Origin of the sequence: Mucilaginibacter sp. CSA2-8R, from assembly GCF_038806765.1 — a bacterium.
In the GTDB taxonomy this organism is placed as follows: Bacteria; Bacteroidota; Bacteroidia; order Sphingobacteriales; family Sphingobacteriaceae; genus Mucilaginibacter.
This window is the reverse complement of record NZ_CP152389.1, coordinates 2,734,786-2,755,796: the sequence shown is the minus strand read 5'-3', so window position 1 is coordinate 2,755,796 and position 21,011 is coordinate 2,734,786. Positions and strand designations below refer to the sequence as shown.

At 43.9% G+C, this 21,011-nt stretch carries 16 protein-coding genes; 1 reads left to right on the top strand and 15 read right to left on the bottom strand.

From position 1 onward, the window contains the following. Positions 1–64 precede the first annotated feature (64 nt). From AAGR14_RS11535 to AAGR14_RS11495, 9 genes are all read right to left on the bottom strand, one after another. A complete protein-coding gene (locus AAGR14_RS11535; protein ID WP_342644366.1) occupies positions 65–1,918 on the bottom strand; it encodes a glycoside hydrolase family 13 protein in 1,854 nt (617 codons plus the stop codon). Between the two features lie 492 nt (positions 1,919–2,410). Continuing rightward, the gene (gene cysM, locus AAGR14_RS11530; protein ID WP_342644365.1) at positions 2,411–3,283 is read right to left on the bottom strand and encodes a cysteine synthase CysM; all 873 of its coding nucleotides are present in this window, start codon (positions 3,281–3,283) and stop codon (positions 2,411–2,413) included. Between the two features lie 13 nt (positions 3,284–3,296). Then, the gene (locus AAGR14_RS11525; RefSeq protein WP_342644364.1) at positions 3,297–4,109 is read right to left on the bottom strand and encodes a serine acetyltransferase; all 813 of its coding nucleotides are present in this window, start codon (positions 4,107–4,109) and stop codon (positions 3,297–3,299) included. 180 nt (positions 4,110–4,289) lie between these two features. Next, positions 4,290–4,736: a Rieske 2Fe-2S domain-containing protein gene (locus AAGR14_RS11520; RefSeq protein WP_342644363.1), complete on the bottom strand. Its 447-nt coding sequence runs from the start codon at positions 4,734–4,736 to the stop codon at positions 4,290–4,292. A 17-nt stretch (positions 4,737–4,753) separates the two neighbouring features. Next, positions 4,754–5,707, bottom strand: coding sequence for a DUF5777 family beta-barrel protein (locus AAGR14_RS11515; protein ID WP_342644362.1), 954 nt, complete (start codon positions 5,705–5,707; stop codon positions 4,754–4,756). 2 nt (positions 5,708–5,709) lie between these two features. After that, positions 5,710–6,264, bottom strand: a complete 555-nt coding sequence (locus tag AAGR14_RS11510) for a YceI family protein (RefSeq protein ID WP_342644361.1) — start codon at positions 6,262–6,264, stop codon at positions 5,710–5,712. A gap of 4 nt (positions 6,265–6,268) precedes the next feature. After that, entirely contained in the window at positions 6,269–7,498 is a 1,230-nt protein-coding gene (locus AAGR14_RS11505; protein WP_342644360.1) for a hypothetical protein, read from the bottom strand. A 1-nt stretch (position 7,499) separates the two neighbouring features. Continuing rightward, positions 7,500–8,126, bottom strand: coding sequence for a sigma-70 family RNA polymerase sigma factor (locus AAGR14_RS11500; RefSeq protein ID WP_342644359.1), 627 nt, complete (start codon positions 8,124–8,126; stop codon positions 7,500–7,502). Between the two features lie 268 nt (positions 8,127–8,394). Beyond that, a complete protein-coding gene (locus AAGR14_RS11495; protein WP_342644358.1) occupies positions 8,395–9,384 on the bottom strand; it encodes an SDR family oxidoreductase in 990 nt (329 codons plus the stop codon). Between the two features lie 152 nt (positions 9,385–9,536). Here AAGR14_RS11495 and AAGR14_RS11490 point away from each other — a divergent pair, with 152 nt between their 5' ends. Continuing rightward, positions 9,537–10,172 carry a C40 family peptidase gene (locus AAGR14_RS11490; RefSeq protein ID WP_342644357.1) on the top strand — a complete coding sequence of 212 codons (636 nt, stop codon included), beginning with the start codon at positions 9,537–9,539 and terminating at the stop codon, positions 10,170–10,172. Positions 10,173–10,245: 73 nt separating this feature from the next. Here the strand turns inward: AAGR14_RS11490 and glgB are convergent, their stop codons facing one another. From glgB to AAGR14_RS11460, 6 genes are all read right to left on the bottom strand, one after another. Beyond that, positions 10,246–12,195 (bottom strand): 1,4-alpha-glucan branching protein GlgB, encoded by a 1,950-nt coding sequence (gene glgB, locus AAGR14_RS11485; RefSeq protein WP_342644356.1) that lies wholly within the window; start codon positions 12,193–12,195, stop codon positions 10,246–10,248. A gap of 7 nt (positions 12,196–12,202) precedes the next feature. Continuing rightward, positions 12,203–15,544 carry a maltose alpha-D-glucosyltransferase gene (gene treS / locus AAGR14_RS11480; protein WP_342644355.1) on the bottom strand — a complete coding sequence of 1,114 codons (3,342 nt, stop codon included), beginning with the start codon at positions 15,542–15,544 and terminating at the stop codon, positions 12,203–12,205. A gap of 2 nt (positions 15,545–15,546) precedes the next feature. Then, positions 15,547–17,502 (bottom strand): alpha-1,4-glucan--maltose-1-phosphate maltosyltransferase, encoded by a 1,956-nt coding sequence (locus tag AAGR14_RS11475; RefSeq protein WP_342644354.1) that lies wholly within the window; start codon positions 17,500–17,502, stop codon positions 15,547–15,549. A gap of 174 nt (positions 17,503–17,676) precedes the next feature. Next, entirely contained in the window at positions 17,677–18,531 is an 855-nt protein-coding gene (locus AAGR14_RS11470) for a TIGR01459 family HAD-type hydrolase (protein WP_342644353.1), read from the bottom strand. A gap of 22 nt (positions 18,532–18,553) precedes the next feature. After that, positions 18,554–19,603, bottom strand: coding sequence for a hypothetical protein (locus AAGR14_RS11465; RefSeq protein WP_342644352.1), 1,050 nt, complete (start codon positions 19,601–19,603; stop codon positions 18,554–18,556). A gap of 22 nt (positions 19,604–19,625) precedes the next feature. After that, a complete protein-coding gene (locus AAGR14_RS11460) occupies positions 19,626–20,981 on the bottom strand; it encodes a glutamine synthetase family protein (protein WP_342644351.1) in 1,356 nt (451 codons plus the stop codon). Between the last annotated feature and the right edge of the window lie 30 nt (positions 20,982–21,011).

Sequence of the window (21,011 nt, the reverse complement as noted above, 5' to 3'; positions counted from 1 at the left end):
CTTGGTCGTGAAATTTGGTTTAAAAGCTGGTTTTTGTTGGTGGGTAATTTTATTTCATAATTTATTATTTGGTTAGCTCTAATATGTACTGGCCTTTTGCCGGTACAGTGATGGCTTGGTTTACTGGTAGCCTTTTGCCTGTAATTACATCAGTGCCCTGCGTAAAGCCATTGGTCACTTCTAAAAAGCGCGTCATGGATACCTCGCGGGCCGAGTTGGTGCCGTTAAGCATTACCAGCACCGTTTTATTGTTTTTGATACGTGCGTACACATAAACGCCGGTACCATCGGGCACAAAGTGAAGCAGTTTGCCTTGTGTAACGGCCTCATTGCCTTTGCGCCATTGCAGTAATTTTTGCAGGTACTGCCAAGCCTCATTTTGTTTTTCGGTACGGCCTTTAACGGTAAAAGCATCAGTTTTATCGCCGGCCCAGCCACCCGGAAAATCGGTGCGTACATAGCCATCGCTTTTGGCTTTTTTGCCGTCCATCAAAATTTCGGTGCCGTAATAAATTTGTGGTATGCCTCGGGTAGTTAATAAAAACGCTAGGGCTTGTTTATAACGGCGCAGATCTGGGTCGTCGGCACGGGCAAAACGGTCCAGGTCGTGGTTATCCAAAAACGTCAGGATGTTGCTCTGGTCGGCGAACATAAAATCCTGGGAAATTTCTTCGTATAAACGAAACAGCGGACTATCCTCGCCAAAACGGTCGCGGTCAGTATAATCAAAAGCGGTATTGGCTATAAAGGTTAATGGAAAATCCATTACCGTTTTTAAATGGGTGTCGGCCTTTCTGTTGAGTACCGATCCGGTTTGCCACCAAGCCGATGCCGACGACCGGCCATACCACGATTCGCCAACAATATTGAAATTTGGATACTCAGCTTGTACCTCTTTACACCAGCGGGCCATAAAATCATAATCCGGGTAGGGGTAGGTATCCTGACGAATACCATCAATGCGCGAATACTCGATCCACCAGATACTGTTTTGAATTAAGTAAGTTGCCAGGTGACGGTTACGTTGGTTGAGGTCCGGCATTTCGGGTACAAACCAGCCGTAGATTAATGTATTACGATCTGATGCGGCCGCGTGTGGGTCCATCAAAGTATATTTAGCATGATTGGTTTGCACATATTCGCCCGAATTGTTATTAACCCAGTCTTTGGCCGGCAAATCTTTCATCCAGGGGTGTGAGCTGCCGCAATGGTTAAAAATCATATCCATCACCACCTTCATGCCTTTGCCGTGCATTTCTGCTGTCAGGTTTTTAAATTGCTCATTGCTGCCAAACCGTGGGTCGATGTTATAAAAATTGGTAATGGCATAACCATGATAAGAACCACCGGGCATTTTATTTTCCTGAACCGGGTTTAGCCAAACGGTAGTAACACCTAAATTTTTAATATATTCCAGGTGTTGAGCAATGCCGTCTAAGTCACCGCCGTGCCTGGCGTTAGGGTCCTCGCGGTTTACCTGTACGCCATCTAAGGCATCGTTGCCGGCATTGCCATTGGCAAAACGGTCGGGCGTAATCAGATACATCACATCCGACTGGTTAAAACCGGCTGCTCCGCTATGGTTGTTACGAGCCAACAAAGGGAAGGCGTGCGTTAAAACCTCGTTGCCTTTTTTAAACTGCAGATGTAAAATACCAGGTTTAGCACTTGCATTAATGTTGAGATAAACAAAAAGATAGTTTGGATTATCCGTTTTGGCTACCTCTTTAAGTGATACGCCAGGATAAGTAAATGATGGGGCGAGGGTACCAATATTTTTGCCATACACCATAATTTGAAGCGTAGTATTTTTCATGCCGGTCCACCAGTTGGCTGGCTCAACGCGACTAATCTCCGCTGCCATTAATTGAACGGCGATGGCCAATACAGCAAAAACAGTAAGTAATATTTTTCTCATTCGGTTTACTGGTGTAAAATAAAACTGGGTAAAATGTATTTAACAGCGCAACGGGCAAACCCTCTGTAGGTAGCCGTTTGGCATCAGTCAAAAAATTTTATCAAGTTTAAATTGGTTGCTGTAAATACTATAAACTAAAAGCTTAGCCTATATTTTTAGCATGGTACAAAGTAAATGAAGAGCAGAGGTATTTGCAGTTTCTTTACTGATAATTTAAAATTATTTAACTTTTTTAAACATCAAATTATTGGAATACAGTACTTTATATAAAAATAAACGACAGAAAATTTAACACAGAATTAGGCTTATTTAAAGCTATTTACCACGTTTAAATGGCTATCAAAGCAACGTTTACCCTGGCGACCTGCTGATTATGTATTGAAAGTGTTAATGAAGTGGGCAGTTTAATTAATGCAAAAAAAAATGCCTGAATACAGCAGTCATTATCTACTGTGATCAGGCAATCAAACAGAGTTGAATTAATCAACCTACTTAGCCAAATAGCGGACTGCTCAAGTAACGGTCGCCACGGTCGCAGGCAATAAATACAATAGTACCTTGGGTAATTTCATGGGCAATTTTTATTGCGGCCGAGCAAGCGCCTCCGCTGCTCATGCCGGCAAATATAGCTTCGGTACGTGCCAGTTGACGGGTCATTGCAGTGGCTTCTTCCTCAGAGGTATCAACTACGCGGTCTACGCGTTTGGGGTCAAAAATTTTGGGTAGGTAAGCCTCCGGCCAGCGGCGTATTCCTGGTATAGAAGAGCCTTCTGTTGGTTGGCAGCCTACGATCTGTATATTGCTATTCACTTCTTTTAAATACCGCGAACAACCCATGATAGTACCCGTGGTACCCATAGAACTTACAAAGTGAGTGATACCCCCGTGCGTGTCGCGCCAAATTTCGGGCCCGGTGGTTTTGTAGTGGGCCATGTAATTATCGGTATTAGCAAACTGGTTCAGTAAAAAGTATTCGCCTGATGCGCCTTTTTCTTCAGCATAATCGCGGCAAGTTTCCATATTGTCAAGCAGGGTAACCTTCGCTCCAAATGCTTCCATAGTCAGCGTTCGTTCCCGGGTAGACGTAGATGGCATAACCAATTCAATATCCAGGTCAAACAAGCGGGCCATCATAGCTAAGGCAATACCTGTATTACCACTGGTGGCCTCAATCAGGCGCATACCTTTTTTAATTTCGCCCCGTTCCATGCCACTGCGTATCATGTTCAGTGCAGCGCGGTCTTTAACGCTGCCGCCGGGGTTGTTGCCTTCCAGCTTCGCAAATATGCGTACGTTGGGGTTAGGGTTAAGCTTTTGCAGCTCTACCAGGGGCGTGTTGCCTACTAAATCAATAATGCCAGCCATAGTAATTATAAAGCTAAGATTTGCTGATAATGTTTTGCACCGAAATCATGGGGGTATGATAAACGGTTGAATGCGGGGCTACACTGTCGGTTAACCATACGTTTCCGCCAATAACACTGTCGTGCCCAATAATGGTTTCGCCGCCTAATATAGTGGCGCCTGAATATATAACCACCCGGTCTTGCACGGTAGGATGCCGTTTAGTGCCGGCCATACTTTTGCGCACACTTAAGGCGCCGAGGGTAACGCCCTGATATATTTTTACATGGTTGCCGATAGTACAGCTTTCGCCAATTACTACACCGGTGCCGTGGTCAATGTGGAAATACTCGCCAATTTTGGCCGACGGGTGAATATCAATACCGGTTTTTGAATGGGCATATTCCGTTAGTATACGCGGAATAAGCGGCACACCAAGCCTGCAAAGCTGGTGGGCTATGCGGTAAAGCGAAATGGCAAATAATCCCGGATAACTCCTAATAACCTCAAACTCGCTAAAAGCAGCCGGGTCGCCTTCGTAAATGGCTTTGATATCAGTATTTAATATGCGGTACAAATCAGGCACCTGCGCAAAAAAGGCAGCCGCGATGTCGGCACTACTGTTATGATGGTTCGCGTCGTTAAATTGGAGGATAATGGCCAATTCTTGTTCAAGCTCGGTAAAGGCCGTTTTCAAATCATCAACGGATTTAAAATGCCTTTTAGATTGTTCCGGAAATAGCAGATGTACAACAGCCATTGCCCATTTGGCAATTTGACTGTTGGGCGGTATGTTTAACGCCTTACCTTGTTTTTCAAATAAATGGCTGTAAAAATCTTCATCCATAACTCACCGTTTGGGCAGCACCCAAATAAAAATGCAGAATTAAAGAATTTAATTGGATTTTACAGTCTGCCGGGAGTAATTACTTTTATTAAGGCAAGGCCGAGAATGAAATAGGCTCAAAATAATGCATGAGCGAGCATACAAAAAGCTCGCTCATGCATTAACAGTTACGCTATAAACTTAAGCCGTTACATTAAGTGAGCTACCGGAAATATTTACAGTATAACCTTTTAAAGCCGTTGTTGCCGGCCCAAGCAATACCGCACCATTAGTGCTAAACTGGCTGCCATGGTTTGGGCAAATAAACTTACCCTGTGAGCTATTGTAATTAATAGAAGTCCCCTGATGTGTGCAAGCTACCTGAACTGCGGTAAAGGCATTAGCCGTATTACCTGTGGCCAGCCTAACGAGTATCACACCATTGCTAATCTTAAATTCGCCTACATTTTTTAATTCCGAATCTAAATTGGCGCTTACCAACGCATTGCTATTGCCGCCTGTACCACCTCCGGGTGTTGGAGCCGGGTCTTCGGCTTTAGGGTTACTACCGCAGGATGCAATGCCGCACCCAGCACAAATAGCGGCCAGGCTAATACCCAGCTTCGAAATAAATTCTTTACGTTCCATGATATTGGTTTTACAGTTTATTTATAGGTGCCTTTATGTTTATGGTTTAAATCAAATACGCGGGTGATGGTAAAGCCGATGCGGTATTGCCCTTTGGTCCATTTTGATTCGGTATCGGCTAGGTAATTGATAGGCGAAATAGCCTGCGCATTACTAAGGTTAAGTGTAAATACGTGACCGCCCGTTTCCATTTCAATGCCGACCGCCGACGGATCATAAAACTTCGGACTGTTGCTTTTGTCGCGAAACGAAGAGAACGGATGGGCATAATCTACCACAATACCCATGCGTTTGGTTATTTTAAGCCTTCCGGCAGCACTTAGCGAAAAAATATTTTTTTCGTTACCGGCGATGTAAGGGTATGGCAGATTGTTGCGCAAAAAAGAAGGCGCTACCTGCAATGATAAGCGCGATGAAAATTTGCGCGCAAATATAGCCTGCACAAAATAATTGAGCCGGTTGGTGTAATCATCATACACATTGGTAGTAACCGAGTACGGCTTCAGGCCTGTTTTACCAACTACGGTTAAGGCAAAAGGTATTTTATCATCCGAAGTTTGCCGCAATAAGGCGTATTTTAACCCCAGCTCCAGCAATTGTTCATATTTGCTTCGGCCAAAATCAATATCAAGATTGTTGGTGAGGCCATACTCAAAGCCGATATAGATATCTGAGGAGTTATCCAATCCCCAAAGGGTCTTTCCGCCGCCGTCGGCACCAGCAATATCGCCAAACCTATGGACAACCAAAAAGTTCAGGTTGTTCTTTTTGATGGTTTCGGTAGTTTCGGTCAAAATTAACCGGGTCGACTTAAAAGTGGCTAACACCGGATCGGCTTTTTCATCAGCCGAAAGGCTGTTTAGCAGAGAATCGGTTGCTGATGTGTCGCGAGCCGATTTATTTTGGGCATACCCCGTGACCCCCGGCAAAATAAACGCTGCCAGGAACACTGCTTTTTGATAAAATTTCATGATTAGGAGTTTGGCTTTTTGTAAGAAGTGTAAGTGGCCGATACCTTGACCTGGATGGTTTCGGCAATCTTTTTAAACACCAGTTGCGGTATATCTATCTGGTGGTCTTTGCATTGCACATTAAAGTCTGTAGCCAAACTTACCACACCACTGTTCACGATGATTTTACCCGGAATAGTTCTGTTTTGCTTAACGCCATGTACCTCAAGCACACCAGTAGCCGTAACCGGGTAAACGCCATTTTTACTAACGTCGACTTTTTCCTGAATTTTCCCTTTAAAAGTTGCGTTAGGATACTTGTCGCTTTCCATGTAATTTTCGTTAAAATGCTCCTGCATCAGCGATTTTTCAAATGTTAAAGATTTGATCGGAATGCTAAAAGCTACATCGCCGGTACCGGCGTTTAATACTGATGTTCCCTTGGTCGATACGGCATCAATATCTTCTAAAGGAGCCTTTGAATAGATACTGATTTTTGCATTTTTACAGACATAGGTTTCCTGACTGGTCTGATTCGTCTTGAACCACACCAGCAAAATAAAGGCAAGGTATTTCATAGTTTTACTTGGGTTTTCTGAATAACTGGTTCATGTTCCAACCTACACCAAATGCTACGCCCGCCGACTGCAAGTTGACGCGACCATTACCAATACCCGTTAGCGGTATTTTGTAATACGGCTGAACAATAGCGCTGATGCCATTAGTTAAGCGGTGCTGATAGGTAACATTTAAATTTAAAACGCTCAGTATATGCTTGTTTTCGTTAGCTACATTAAGGTAAAAGCTCGGCGAATTATTAGCATATTCAAACTCATAGTTTTCCCGAAGCATCCAATAAGAAGATAGTCCGGTCCCTAATTGCAATGCGTTACTTCCTTTTTTATACAACTGGTAATTCACGTTTACCGGAACATCAAGAACCTTACAATTGGCATCGATGTAGGTAATAGGCCTTGACGAATTAAAATTAGACTCGTACTGGCCGGCGGTAGCACTGTAGCGTTTAACTGCATAAGCCATACCGGTGGTTATGCTCAATTTTGGCAAAAGCTGCAGTGATAGCTGCACACCCACATTGGCGCCCACCTTGCCACCGCTTACCGAACTTACACCATTCACGTCGGGGGAGCCCACCAATGCCAAAGTAAGCACCGGTTTAAAGCCGCTAAGGCTTTTAAGCCTTGTTATTTTGGCCGGCCGTGGCTGTTTCGGTTTTTCGGTTAATTGACTGCTGTCTACCAATACCTGATTTGCTGTAAGGGCGCTACTATCAATTTGCGATTGTATGTTAGCTGATGCCAAAAGGCTGGTCGCAGTATCGTTGGGCAGCGATTTTATTTCTTTTTGCGGAGATACTTTGTTAACAATATAACGGCCTTTCTGCGCAGCAGATAAGGAAAAGAACGATTTGCCTGCTGCAACCGGAACCTGATTAACCCGGCCGCGGTAGTGGCTCGATGCAGCAAGCTCCACAGCGGGAACTTTGCCCGGCTGCACAGATTGGCCGTTATCCTGCTTTAGTGTTTCGTTGTGTTTGGCTATGTTTTGTTTTACTTTAGTTTCGGATTCCTTTTTTGGCAGCCAGAATAATGCATAAACTAATAAAAGCAGCGCTGCAATACCCGATGTGTAATACATTATCCTGAATAGCACCGCTTTTTTGCCGGATTTTTTATCCAGCATTTTTTCCATGCTCTCCCAATCGGCTTCGTTAAACAAACCATCGTCTTTAGGGTCGGATACACCGTCCTTAAAAAGTTTGTCTATTTTATTTTCGTTGAGCCGTTTCATTTTAAAATATAAAGTTGATAAGAAAGGATATACCCACACTTACCGCACTAATAGAGACCGGACCATAACCGTTGCCCATGTCGGGTTTGGGCAACTGGTCGGTTTTTAATATCATTTGTTTTAGTTTTTCTCTCGCTTTAAACAGGTTAGATTTGGATGTACCAACGCTAATACCCAGCAAATCACCAATTTCGTCGTGTGTATATCCCTCAATAGCGTATAGGTTAAACACCGTACGATAGGAGTTGGGCAGGCGTTGTATCATCCCCAGCAGCTCATCATAATTTAATTTACTGTCGGCATAATCACTGTTGCTGATATCCAGCGCTTCGTCTATATCATTGTACTCCGCCCACTTAACGTTACGCCGGTGATAGTCGATGGCTGTATTCATCATGATGCGTCCCAGCCAGGCCATAAAAGGCCTTGCTTCGTCATAACGATGCAGATTGTTATAAACTTTTAAAAAGCCCTGATTCATAATCTCGGCCGCCTCATAACGATTACCTGCATAACGCAAACAGATGCCCATAGCAAATCCATAAAATGCCTTGTATAGCACTTTCTGATCTTTCCTGTTATTGTTTAAACAGCCAGTAATCAGTTGATGTAGTTCTGCTTCTCCCATTGGCCGGGCTTCTGCTTAGTTAATAATTATCCTTATCTGTAGTCATCACGCAGCGTAAAAGCAAAAGGTTGCCTTGTAGCCGAAATATTTTTAATATTTTTTTGATGACTGAGTTTGCTAAAGATAATGCTTTTAACAAGCATTAATAAAAACACAAGAAGACGCCTGAAGATGATGTATGGAAAAAGGAATAAAACAGATAATAAAAACCACTTAACAAAAAAGCCGGCTACAGAGCCGGCTTCTTCAAAATAATTAATCTGTAAGATTATTTTTTCAGTCCAACTACTAAAGCACTGGTGGCCAAACCTGCCAACAAAGCAGCCGCCAAATACTTGCGATGGGCTTTGGGCTTACCTGATGTACCGAAGCCGCCATGCGTGCTCATGCCATATTTAACGGTATTAAATAAATTGCCATTGGTAGCCGGTAAGTCGTCGGCTACATTAAAATATCTGCGCATTACCAAACCGGTAAGCTTCGTTGTTAACTCGGGGAATAATGCATGCGAAAATTTTAACAGCAAGGATGCACTGCCTACATAAGTGTTAGCATGGTTGCCCGGATTTTCAACCACCTTGAGCATGGCTTGCGCCAGTCGTTTAGGGTCATAAACAGGCGGTGCCGGCTTAAGCACTTTGCCCGTGTAATTACCCGAATGATAAATACCGGGTGTATCTAAAAATGCCGGAAATAAATCACAAACATAAATTTGAGGCCAAGCGGTAAGTTCTGCTTTTAACGCTTCCGAAAAGCCTCTTAGCCCAAACTTACTTGCTGTATAACCAGCGCCATAAGGTACCGGTAAATAACCACCTATAGAAATATTGTTAATAATTACACCGTGTTGCTGACTTTTAAAGATGGGCAATACCGCGTGAGCTCCGTTCATGTAACCCAGCAAGTTGGTTTCTATGATTTGCTGATGTACCTCCATCGGAGTCTTGTCAAAATCTCCAGCAGCCAGCACACCGGCATTATTAATCCAAACGTCTAACTGGCCCTGCCAATCCTGTGCTTGATTAGCCAGGTTGATGACTGCTTTTGGATCGGTAACATCTGTTTGTACCACCAGTACTTTTGCACCCAAAGCGGTGCATTCTTCAGCCAGTTCATTTAACGAATTTTTGTTACGTGCAGCTATTACAAGGTAAGGCTTATATGGTGCAAACTCCAGGGCTGCCGCACGACCGGCACCACTTGAAGCTCCGGTAATCACAATTGTTTTTCCGGTAACTGACCTATTACTAATACTCATGCTTTAACAACGGTTTTTTAATACAAGTGTTTTGTGCGCCCCGGCGCATTGATTAGCAGGAGTTAATTTAAAAAGGTAACTATTTGTGGATGGCGCCGTAATAAAGTCTTATAAAAGAGTAATACGCTATAATCAATTTGCAAACGGTTGGAATGAAGGGAAAATTATTATTTATGGTTGTAGGAATGTTCGCGGGGTTGTCAATCACTACCCATGCCCAAACAGCTTACAATACTTTTCAACAAACAGCACAGTCTATAGTCAGTAATAGTGTTAATCAGAGGTTGGGTAATTCCTCCGCATTTATGGCAACGTCCTCTGTGCGGACAATGCTTGTTAAAACTGACACTTTAATTAATGGCGTGGATACCGTATACCATTTTAATACTACCACAGTAACTCCAGATGCGTTTGTAGCCTATGCCTTAAGTTTAAAAGGTACACCCTATGTGTACGGCTCTACCGACCCAGCTATAGGTTTAGATTGTTCTGGCTTAGTGACAGCGGTGTTTAATTTTTTTAACATTGCTGTACCCCGGCGTACTGTGGATTTTAAAAATGCAGAAAAGAAGATATCCATTGAAGAGGCAAAGCCAGGCGATATCGTACTTTTTACGGGTTCTGACGTTTCATTAAGGAAACCCGGGCATATGGGAATCGTTACTTCAGTCGGTAAAGATATTGAATTTGTTCATGCATCGTCAGGGCAAACCTGTGCGGTAACCACAGGTAAGTTAAGTTACAGCTATTTTAAAACCCGCTTATTAGATATAGTCCGTGTGTTTTAAAAAAAAGCCGGTGCATCAGAAAGTTTTACTGATGCACCGGCTGGTATATTCCTGTAGTTTATGGGTGCACAAACTACAGCCAGTCAAACTTACTGTCGAATTTAATAACAGATATACCCAACGGAGGCAGCGTTAAAACCAACGAATGAGCCTTACCATGCATAGGGATAGGATAAGACTCGAGCAGGCCTTTATTCAACACATCGCTACCGCCGTAATTTAAATTATCTGAATTTAACACTTCGGTGTAATTGCCAACTTGCGAAACACCGATGCGGTAATTGTTTCGGACCACCGGGGCAAAGTTAGCCACAAAGATTAAACTCTCGTTATTGTCTTTGCCCTTACGCAGCCAGGATAGCACGCTGTTAGCACTGTCATTCATCTCAAGCCACTCAAAGCCATCGGGCGAATAGCTGTTTTCGTATAAAGCACCGTGTTGTTTATACAAAGTATTAAGCTGGCTTAGCCATTTTAATATTCCTAAGTGGTTGCTGTCGTTAGTTTCGTGCCAATCCAAACTGTAATCGTGCTGCCATTCGTGTCGCTGACCAAATTCGCCGCCCATAAAAATAAGTTTTGCGCCTGGATGGCCATACATATAGCCGTATAACAAACGCAGGTTGGCGAATTGCTGCCAGCTGTCGCCGGGCATTTTATTGATGAGCGAATGCTTGCCATAGACTACCTCATCGTGTGATAGTGGAAGTACAAATTTTTCGGTAAAGGCATACATCAAACTAAAGGTGATTTGCCCGTGGTGGTAGCTGCGATATATTGGTGGATTTTCGAAATAGCTCAGCGTATCGTGCATCCAGCCCATCATCCATTTTAAATCAAACCCTAAACCGTTTGCATGGGTTGGTGCGGTAACGCCTGGCCAGGCTGTTGATTCTTCGGCGATAGTAATAACATCCGGATGATGCTGATGAACCGCGTCATTAAACTCCTGTAAAAAGCTTATCGCTTCTAAATTCTCGCGGCCGCCAAACTCATTAGGTATCCATTCGCCAGCCTTCCGCGAATAATCCAGATATAACATGGACGCTACAGCGTCAACACGCAGCCCATCAATATGGAATTTATCCAGCCAGTATAATGCATTAGAAATTAAAAAGGCCCTAACTTCGTTGCGGCTAAAGTTAAATATTAAGCTCTTCCAATCCGGGTGAAAGCCTTTACGCGGGTCTGCGTACTCGTATAAGTGCGTACCATCAAAATACCCTAACCCATGCTGGTCTTCGGGAAAGTGGGAAGGAACCCAATCTAAAATTACCCCAATGCCGGCCTGATGCAATTGGTCAACCAAATACATAAAGTCTTGCGCAGTACCGTAGCGGGCCGATGGGGCAAAGTAGCCGGTTAGCTGATATCCCCATGAACCGTAAAATGGATGTTCCATCACCGGCATAAACTCTACATGGGAAAAGTTCAAACTTTTGCAATACTCGGTTAGCTCAACCGCCAACTCGCGGTAAGTCATAAACCGGCTCTCGCCGTCAATTACCCGTCTCCAGGAGCCAATGTGTAATTCGTAGATAGATAGAGGCTGTTGTAAGGCATCAGTCTGCCCTCTTTTGGCTATCCATTGTTGGTCTCCCCAGGTATATTGCAGGTTGGCTGTAATGGTTGCCGTATGGGGTGCCGTTTCCCAACGGTAAGCGTATGGGTCTCCTTTTTCTACCGTGTATCCGCTGTTCGACTCGATAAAATATTTATAGCACTCACCGTCAGTTATATCAGGCACAAACAACTCCCAAATACCAGAGCCGTCCCATCTTACATGCATGGCGTTTTGGTACCGGTTCCAACCATTAAAATTGCCAATTACCGATACATGTTTAGCATTAGGCGCCCAAACGGCAAAGTACGTTCCTGACCTACCGGCATGATCTACCTGCCGTGCACCCAGTTTATTGTAAAGCTGGTAGTGTTTACCAGCCTTAAATAAATCAATATCAAAGTCGGTAAAAAGGGTAAACCAAGGCTGACTCTCAATTATTTGCGCTGCATTATTTTCCATCTTTAAATTACTCAGCTGTGGTTGCCATTCTGTTTTTTAAAACAATAGATTTGATACCCCGTAGCGGAACCAACACCCAATCAGGGCGATTATTGAGCTCATAATTCAATTCGTATACCGCTTTCTGCATTAGAAATGTTTGCAGCATAATTTCCAAATCTTCTTTGGCTTTTGGCACAAAGGAAGCGTCTCCAACAGTTTCCAAATACGATTTCATGAAAAAGCCCGACATATAATGATACCACTGCTCTACGTGCGGCAACAATTTTTCAATATCTTCAGGCCTGATCTGGTTATCTAAAAACAAGCTGCCGTAAGCGGCATAATGGAATGAACGAATCATGCCGGCTACATCACGTAACGGAGAGTATTTTAAACGTCTTTCGCTGTAGCTACGTGCCGGTTCGCCTTCAAAATCAAGTATCAAAAAGTCGCCCCCTGTAAATAATACCTGGCCTAAATGATAATCGCCGTGAATGCGGATTTTAGTGACATCTATCTTATGGCTGTATATTTTTTTGAAAATCGTTAAGATCTCCTCCTTCATACTCAGCACTTCTTCAGCTTCCTGCCTAACGTTTTCAGGTAGTTTTTTTAAATTTCTGCTTAGGCTCTGAAAAGCTACCCTAACCAAAGATTGCAAAGATGAAAACAATGAGCGTTGATAATGTAAGGAATAATCTTCTGGCTTAAATGCAGGATTGTTTTGTTCTGACGACAAAGCCAGGTGCATTTCGCCGGTGCGCTCACCCAAAAGTTTTACTAACTCAGCAACACTGGCCTCTAATTTTTCTTTGGTCGCTTCAGGTACCTCCTCATAAGCCAACGGCGTAATGATAGTACCTAAAGACTCTTGCAGAACGATCTCGTTATCGGTTGTGATCAGCAAATTATCGTTAAAGTCGTTTAACCTGTCGAGCATGTATTCCCAACCGTCGCTGTTGCTTTTTACCATTTCCTGCATCATACCTAACACCATCGAGTCGGTGCCGAAGTTCCACTCAACCGATCCTACGTATCTCGGTATGTTTTTAAAACCAGCTTCCTCGCTCAAAAACTTAGTCAGCTCTTTATCGGGGTTAACAGCACGGTCAACTTTACGGTAAATTTTAAGGTAAAATTGATTATCGAAAGATAATGAAGTATTGCTCTGCTCGGCCGAAAGCATGCGCGGATTAGTAACCGGATTTTCTGCAACATGTGTTGTTAACGCGCTGTTGCCCGAAAATACCAATTTACCTTTGGACTGCGCGACACTATTGCCCTGAGCCATATTAGTAAAAATGGCCTGTTGCAATGGCGAACCATATATAGCATCATATAATATGCCTTCTTCACCATTTAGCGTTAAATTGGCTATGACGGCCTGAGGTGTATTAGTTTTTAAAGTTTCGGCCATGCCATCCTTCGCAAAAGCTACCGGTAACTGGTATAAGTCTGGTAAACCTTCACGGTATTTTACTTCCATCAGCAAGATAAAAGCGCTGTTGTCGGCCAGTGGAACGGTAGCATAGTCGGTAATGGTAATGGTTTCCAAGCCCCTTGCTTTTCCGCCAAACCAACGCAAACGCATCAGGTAATTGGGTAAAACTTTGTTTTCGAGCTGTTCTAAAACCTTTCTTTCCAGTAATTCTTTCCAACTTTGTACAGCAATGGTTTGTAAGCGCTGTTCGTTTTCCATTTCCGGATGCGCTTGTTCTAATACAAATGCCTGGCTGCCGTAAGCTGGCAAGTTTAAAAAGTATAGTGAGTCGGCCTTAATTTCAGGAAAATTGTTGCGACTTAAAATCTCGACAGGTATATAACCTTTATAGGCACTTAGTTCTAACTCGACCGGTTGGCTATATCTCGACAAGTTGACAATCACCAGCATGGTCTGGTCTTCGTAAGTGCGGGTAAAGGCGAGTATTTTGGAGTTTTCGCTCTGAATGAACTTCATGTCGCCCCGGCTAAAAGCTTTATATTTTTTTCGGGTAGCGATTACACGTTTGGTCCACCAGAGCAGTGACGATGTGTTACGAGACTGGAGCTCGACGTTAACAGACTCATAATGAAACTGCGGATCGAGGATGAGCGGTAAGTACAAGCGTTGCGGGTTGGCTTCCGAAAATCCTGCATTACGCTCCGAATCCCATTGCATTGGTGTGCGCACGCCGTCGCGGTCGCCCAGATAAAAGTTGTCGCCCATGCCAATTTCGTCGCCATAGTATAAAACCGGCGTGCCAGGTAACGAAAAAAGCAAAGTGTTTAACAATTCAATTTTTCGGCGGCTATTCTCCAGCAATGGCGCCAACCGATGACGGATGCCCAAATTAATACGAGCTTTAGGGTCTTTTACGTATACTTTATACATAAAGTCGCGTTCCTCGTCGGTTACCATTTCCAACGTCAACTCATCATGGTTACGCAAAAAGATCGCCCATTGGCAAGTGTTAGGTATCTCGGGCGTTTGGTCAAAAATATCTGTGATAGGATATTTGTCCTCCATCTGCAAGGCCATAAACATGCGTGGCATTACCGGGAAGTGGTAGTTCATCTGGCACTCGTCACCGTCGCCAAAGTAGGCGGCCGAGTCTTCAGGCCACATGTTGGCCTCAGCTAATAAAAGAGTGCCCGGGTAGCGTTCATCTATATACGAGCGAAGCTTCTTTAAAAATACGTGAGTTTCTGGCAGATTTTCGCAATTGGTGTCGTTGCGCTCAAATAAATAAGGTACGGCATCAAGCCTGAAACCATCTACACCCATTTGACACCAGTATTCTAAAATATTAAAAACTTCTTGCTGCACCGCCGGATTATCAAAATTTAAATCGGGCTGGTGGTGAAAAAACCTGTGCCAGTAATATTGCTGCGCAACCGGGTCCCAAGTCCAGTTTGAAGCTTCATAATCCTGAAAAATTATCCGTGCGTCTTTGTAGTCTTTAGGGTCATCCGTCCAAACATAAAAGTTACGTTCGTCAGATCCCTTGGGTGCCTTGCGCGCTGCTTGAAACCAAGGGTGCTGGTCTGACGTGTGATTGATGACTAATTCGGTAATTACCTTAAGTCCGCGTTTATGCGCCTCGTCTAAAAATAACTTGAATTCTTCAATAGTTCCGTAAGATGGATTGATGCTATAGTAATCGGCAATATCGTAGCCGTCATCACGCAATGGCGATGGGTAAAACGGAAGGAGCCAGATTGCAGTAATACCTAAATCCTGCAGATAGTCGAGCTTTTCCATCAGGCCCTTAAAATCGCCTATGCCGTCGCAATTGCCATCCCGGAAAGCCTTGATGTGCAATTCGTAAATAATAGCGTCTTTATACCAGTGTAGTTTATCGTCGAGTGGTGTTATATCTTGAGGCATGGTTAGTATAATTTTTGTACTTTGAAAATATGTGCAGGCATTTGGTAGGGGTTAAGTTCAACGTAGTTATAATCGCCAACCCAGCGGTAACTGCTGCCGCTCAATAAATCGGTAACCTGGTAAGGCTCATCATACCCAATATTAAATTCGGGCAGCGGTATGCGTACATGGGCCCCCTGTGTTGCAAAGGCGTCCAGGTTAACGGCAATAATCAGGTTATTATCAGTGGCTTTATCTGTTTTAATATAACAGATAATTTGTTGATTACTGGTATCTGCAAATTGAATGTTCCAGGTGGTTTGCAAGGCCGCATTTTGGTGGCGGATACGATTTAAGCGGGTAATGATCTCGCCAATACGGGTGTACTGGTTCCAGTCCCAGTGTTTAATTTCGTATTTTTCATTATCTACATATTCTTCTTTAACGCCGTGCGGTGCATTGATGCCAAACTCGTACACCGGGCCGTACAGGCCATAGTTTGAGGATAGCGTACCTGCCAGTATAACCCGCATAACGTGCGCATTATCGCCACCGTTTATTAATGCCGGAGGCAAAATATCCGGTGTGTTAGGCCAAAAATTAGCGCGGTAATAGTAGCGCATTTCGGTTTGCGTAAGCTCAGTCATGTACTCTTCAATTTCCTGTTTGGTGTTACGCCAGGTAAAGTAAGAGTATGATTGATTAAAGCCGCCCTTGCCTAATCGTTCCATAATGCGCGGACGGGTAAAAGCTTCGGCTAAAAATATAACCTCCGGAGTTTTTGCCCGTACTTCGCCAATCATCCATTGCCAAAACCCAAAAGCCTTGGTATGCGGGTTATCTATCCTGAACACCCGTATGCCGGCGTCTACCCAATAGTCAATTACACTTTTTAGTTCCTGCCATAAATTTTCCCAATCTTCAGTTTCAAAATTGAATGGTAGGATATCTTCGTACTTTTTCGGTGGGTTCTCGGCATATTGCACGGTACCATCAGGCCGCCATTTAAACCATTGCGGGTGCTCTTTTACATAAGGGTGATCGGGTGCGCATTGGTAGGCAATGTCCATTGCAATTTCGATGTTAAGCGTTTTTGCTTCATTTATCAGCGCCTTGAAGCTGTCGAGCGTGCCCAATTGCGGATGGATTGCTTTATGTCCGCCCAAGCGATTACCAATAGCCCAGGGCGATCCGGGGTCATTGGACTCAGCCGTCAACGAGTTGTTTTTTCCTTTACGGTTTTTTTCGCCAATAGGGTGAATAGGTGGAAAGTATAAAACGTCAAACCCCATCCGGGCTACCCGGGGCAACAATTTAACAACATCGTCGAAAGTGCCGTGTTCGCCGGGCTGCTCCGACGCCGAACGTGGAAAAAGCTCGTACCAGGTGCTGAAGGCGGCGCGTTTTCGCTCAACTTCAAAACGGTAAACAGTAGGGTATTGGGTTACCAGGTTGGCGTGCCGGTGCTTATACATTTCGGCACTGATCTCAGGACTAAATGCCAGCACCACAGCTTGCTCGGTGCTGCCTGCCTGGGTAAGTTGTGTAACCCATTCGCGCAGCTTCGCTTTGTTAGCGATGTTATGGGTTGCAGCTTCTTCAAGCAGCTCCACGCCAATCTGCAGTTCGACGGTAATGTCCTGACCGGCGTCAAACTTTTTTTTGAGTCCTTTTTTCCAGGTAGTGTAGTGATCTACCCAACCTTCAATTTTAAACTCGTAGTTGCCTGTTTCGGTAGCTCTGAAGATAGTTTCCCAATGGTCGTTTATAACGAAATGCAGCGGATACTCGGTCCAGTTTGCATCGTTTACTTTTTTAACGAAAGCGCTGGCAGCAATTTCATCATGGCCGTCGCTAAAAATGTCGGCTGATATTTTGAAACTTTCATAAATTGCTGATTTTGCCGGAAACTTTCCTTCTTCAACCTTGGGGGATATGTTAGTGATGATAACTCGCTTTTGGCCGCTGGTCTGAATCATTAAGCAATAATTTTAGTGAGGGGCATAGGTTGCCCGGTCTCATTTTGATTACTGAAACTAACCGCAAACGCTTACAAAATGTTTAAGTTAAAAACAACAAAAAGTTTTAACTGCATTTTTACTCAATGCAGTATCACCGTGATGTATTGAAGAAATGACTTAAGTAGACGTGGCTCAACTTTCGACTACCGCGTTATTGCAAATGTAGGTGGGAGCAATACCGGTGGCCATGATATTAGTTTCGGCATTGGCAGGCAGCGTGTTACCGGTGTAAACCAGTACGGTATCTAATCCAAATTTATTTCCGCCTAAAATGTCGGTATGCAAAGTGTCGCCCACCATCAGTATATCTTGTTTGGTAAGGCTTTGTTTTTGGCGGGCCAGCTCATACGCAAACATAAACATCTGTGAGTCGGGCTTGCCAAAGCGAATAAACCTTTTGCCCACAATTTTTTCAATCATATCGGCCAGAGCGCCTACGGCAATGGCAACGTCGGTTTTGGTGAGCGGGTAAACTAAATCGGTGTTGGCCACTATAGCCGGTATATTACGTTTGCGCAGCAGGTTAACCGTTTTGTTCAGGTCGTCAAACCAGCGATAGCCCTCGTCATCCATAAATACTACGCCGCTTACCTGCTCAATTAAATCATCAGTAATATCGCGGATTGACATTGTTTGATGGCCGGCCGACTCAATGTAATGCGCCGAGTTTTTAGTGCCCAGGTAAGCCACAATACCCTCAGTAACTTTCAACTCCAGGTACTCTTTAGCTAACATGCCCGACGAGATGATTTTTTCGGGAGTAAGATCGTCCAGCCCTAATTTTTGAAATGATTGTGCCAGCTGCTGCGGACTGCGCGAAGCATCGTTGGTAACAATGTAATAGTCTTTATTTTGATCGCGCAGATAATCGAAAGTGTTTTTAATGCCTGGTACCAGGCCCTTGTAGTTTTTTATAACCCCGAACGAGTCAAAAAAAATCACTTTATATCGGTCAACAACGCTTTTAAAATCAAGGGTAGGTAGCATCAAAAGAGGTTTCTGTTGTAAATTACGGTTTTAAGTTAAGAGCATCAAGCAATACGTTGGCATCAAAGTCGCGGTCTACAGACGGCAGATAGATGTCGTAGGCTTCCTGCTGCAATTTGTTGGCATATTGCTCGTGGAAAAAGTGTTTGCCGTCTTTAATCACATAATTAAGTATGAAAAAACGATAAGCTTCTTTAAGAAAACCTATTTCATTGACGGTAAGTGGGTTATGCTTATGATACTCTTGTAAAAATACGATAAACCGGTCTTCCATCATGGTGGTGATGAGGTAGCTAAACACCGTGCGGTCACCAGCGTTAGATACCACACGGCTAAAAAAATAAAAATCCATCATTCGCGTACTCATCCTAAACCAGTCATAATCCCAACGCGAATACAATTCCATATCCTTTGTTACCGAGAAGTTGCCAATATTCCAGTCAATAAATACCGGGATAGTTTCAAAAGTAGCGGCCCCGTATTTAGCGCGGCCTTTCAGGTATTTATCGCAGTGGTAGCGCAATTGGTCGGCGTGGCTCCGGGTACCATAGCGGCTTTCGTCGGCGGTAAGCCGGTCAAGCAAACTGTTAATATCGGTACGCATAGTTTTTGACGACTTGGGCAGCACCTTGGCCGCGCGCGAGCAGGCCTTATGAAACTTTGCTGCCTGCTGTGCAAATTGCCTGATATGATCTTCTTCAAGTCGTCGTGGCAGCCGCTCCAGGATGCGGGTAGGGTTATAAAATACTACCCAGGCTTCGTTGCCACTCTGGCGATGACGGTAAATGTATACCCTGTTGTTTTTTAGCAATGATTTAGCCAGTACATTCTCGTAAGGGTACAAAAGATTATTTGACAGGCTGTGGATAATGCGATGATCTTCTTTAAAATACTCGTATTTACCAAAACTCGAAAGCTTGGCTATAATGATGTCGCCATCTTCGAAGGTTACCCTGAAAACAAAATTGGTAGAAACGTTAGCGCTGATGTCATCAATACTCATGATCACCTTGGAAGCGTCGTATGCCTCCCAGGCCTTGCTCACAATCAGCTTACTTAATTCGTGGTTCATAAAAGGCAGTTGCCTGTATTTGCTAAATTATTTCAAAATATCTTTTCAGTTCCCAGTCCGTAACCTGGCTATTAAACTGACGCCATTCCCAAACACGGGTTGCGGTAAAATGGTCTACGAATGTGTTGCCAAAAAGTTCGCGTGCTACATCAGACTGCTGCATAGCTGTGGCTGCTTCTAACAAATTTTTTGGTAAGGTGCCATTAGAGGTATCCAAATATCCGTTGCCCTGTACCGGCTTAATGTTAAGCGGTAGCTTATGTTTAATGCCGTACAAGCCTGAGGCTAAGGAGGCCGCAATGGCCAGGTATGGGTTGCTGTCGGCGCCGGGAATACGTGTTTCTAACCGGGCAGATTTCGCGGATTGGCTGATAGCCCTTAACGCCGCCGTTCGGTTATCTATACCCCAGGTAATTGTAGTGGGTGCCCAGGCACCTTCTACCAGTCTTTTAAAACTATTTATGGTAGGCGCATACATCGGCATGATGAATGGCAAGCAATATAACTGCCCTGCGATGTAATGCTTCATTAACTCACTTATACCATGCTCCGCATCGGCTTGATAAAATAAATTATGGCTCTTGTCAGTATTCCATAAACTTTGATGTATATGTCCACCGCAGCCGGGTAAGTCTGCGTTCCATTTAGCCATAAAAGATGCCATGATACCGTGGCTGGAGGCAATTTCTTTAACTGCATTTTTAAAGAGTACAGCTTTATCTGCTGCTGCCAGTGCATGGTCATGTATTATGGCAGCTTCGCACACGCCTGGGCCGGTTTCGGTATGCAAGCCTTCTAAAGGGATACGGAATTCTTCTAACAAATTTACTAAATCAAGATAGAAATTGCTTTGCTGCGATAGCCGTAATATAGAGTACCCAAACATTCCCGGAGTGACTGGTTCAATGCCCCTAAAAGATTTTTGCTGCAGGGATTTTGCCGTCTCACTAAAATTAAACCATTCAAACTCCTGAGCAAACTCGGGATGATAGCCCATATCGGCACATGCTGACACTATCTTTTTTAAAAGTGTACGCGGACACGGCACCCCCTCCTTATCCGCACCGCTAAAATCAGCCAGGAAAAAGGGTATATTATTCTGCCAGGGTATATTGCGAAAAGTAGCTAAATCAATGCGGCAGTTTTTGTCGGGATAGCCTGTGTGCCAACCAGTCACGGCAACGTTATCATAGGCTTGGTCGGCGCTGTCCCAACCAAATACCACATCACAAAAACCATAACCATTCTGCAAGCCACTTTCAAATTTTTGCCTGTGAATAAGCTTACCTCTCAAAATTCCGTCTATGTCCGCAAATGCGAATTTGATGTGATGACTATTATTTTGCTTTAGGTAGCCGGTTATTTGCTGTGCATCCATAGGCTCGAATTAGGTGTTACAAAAGTTTCG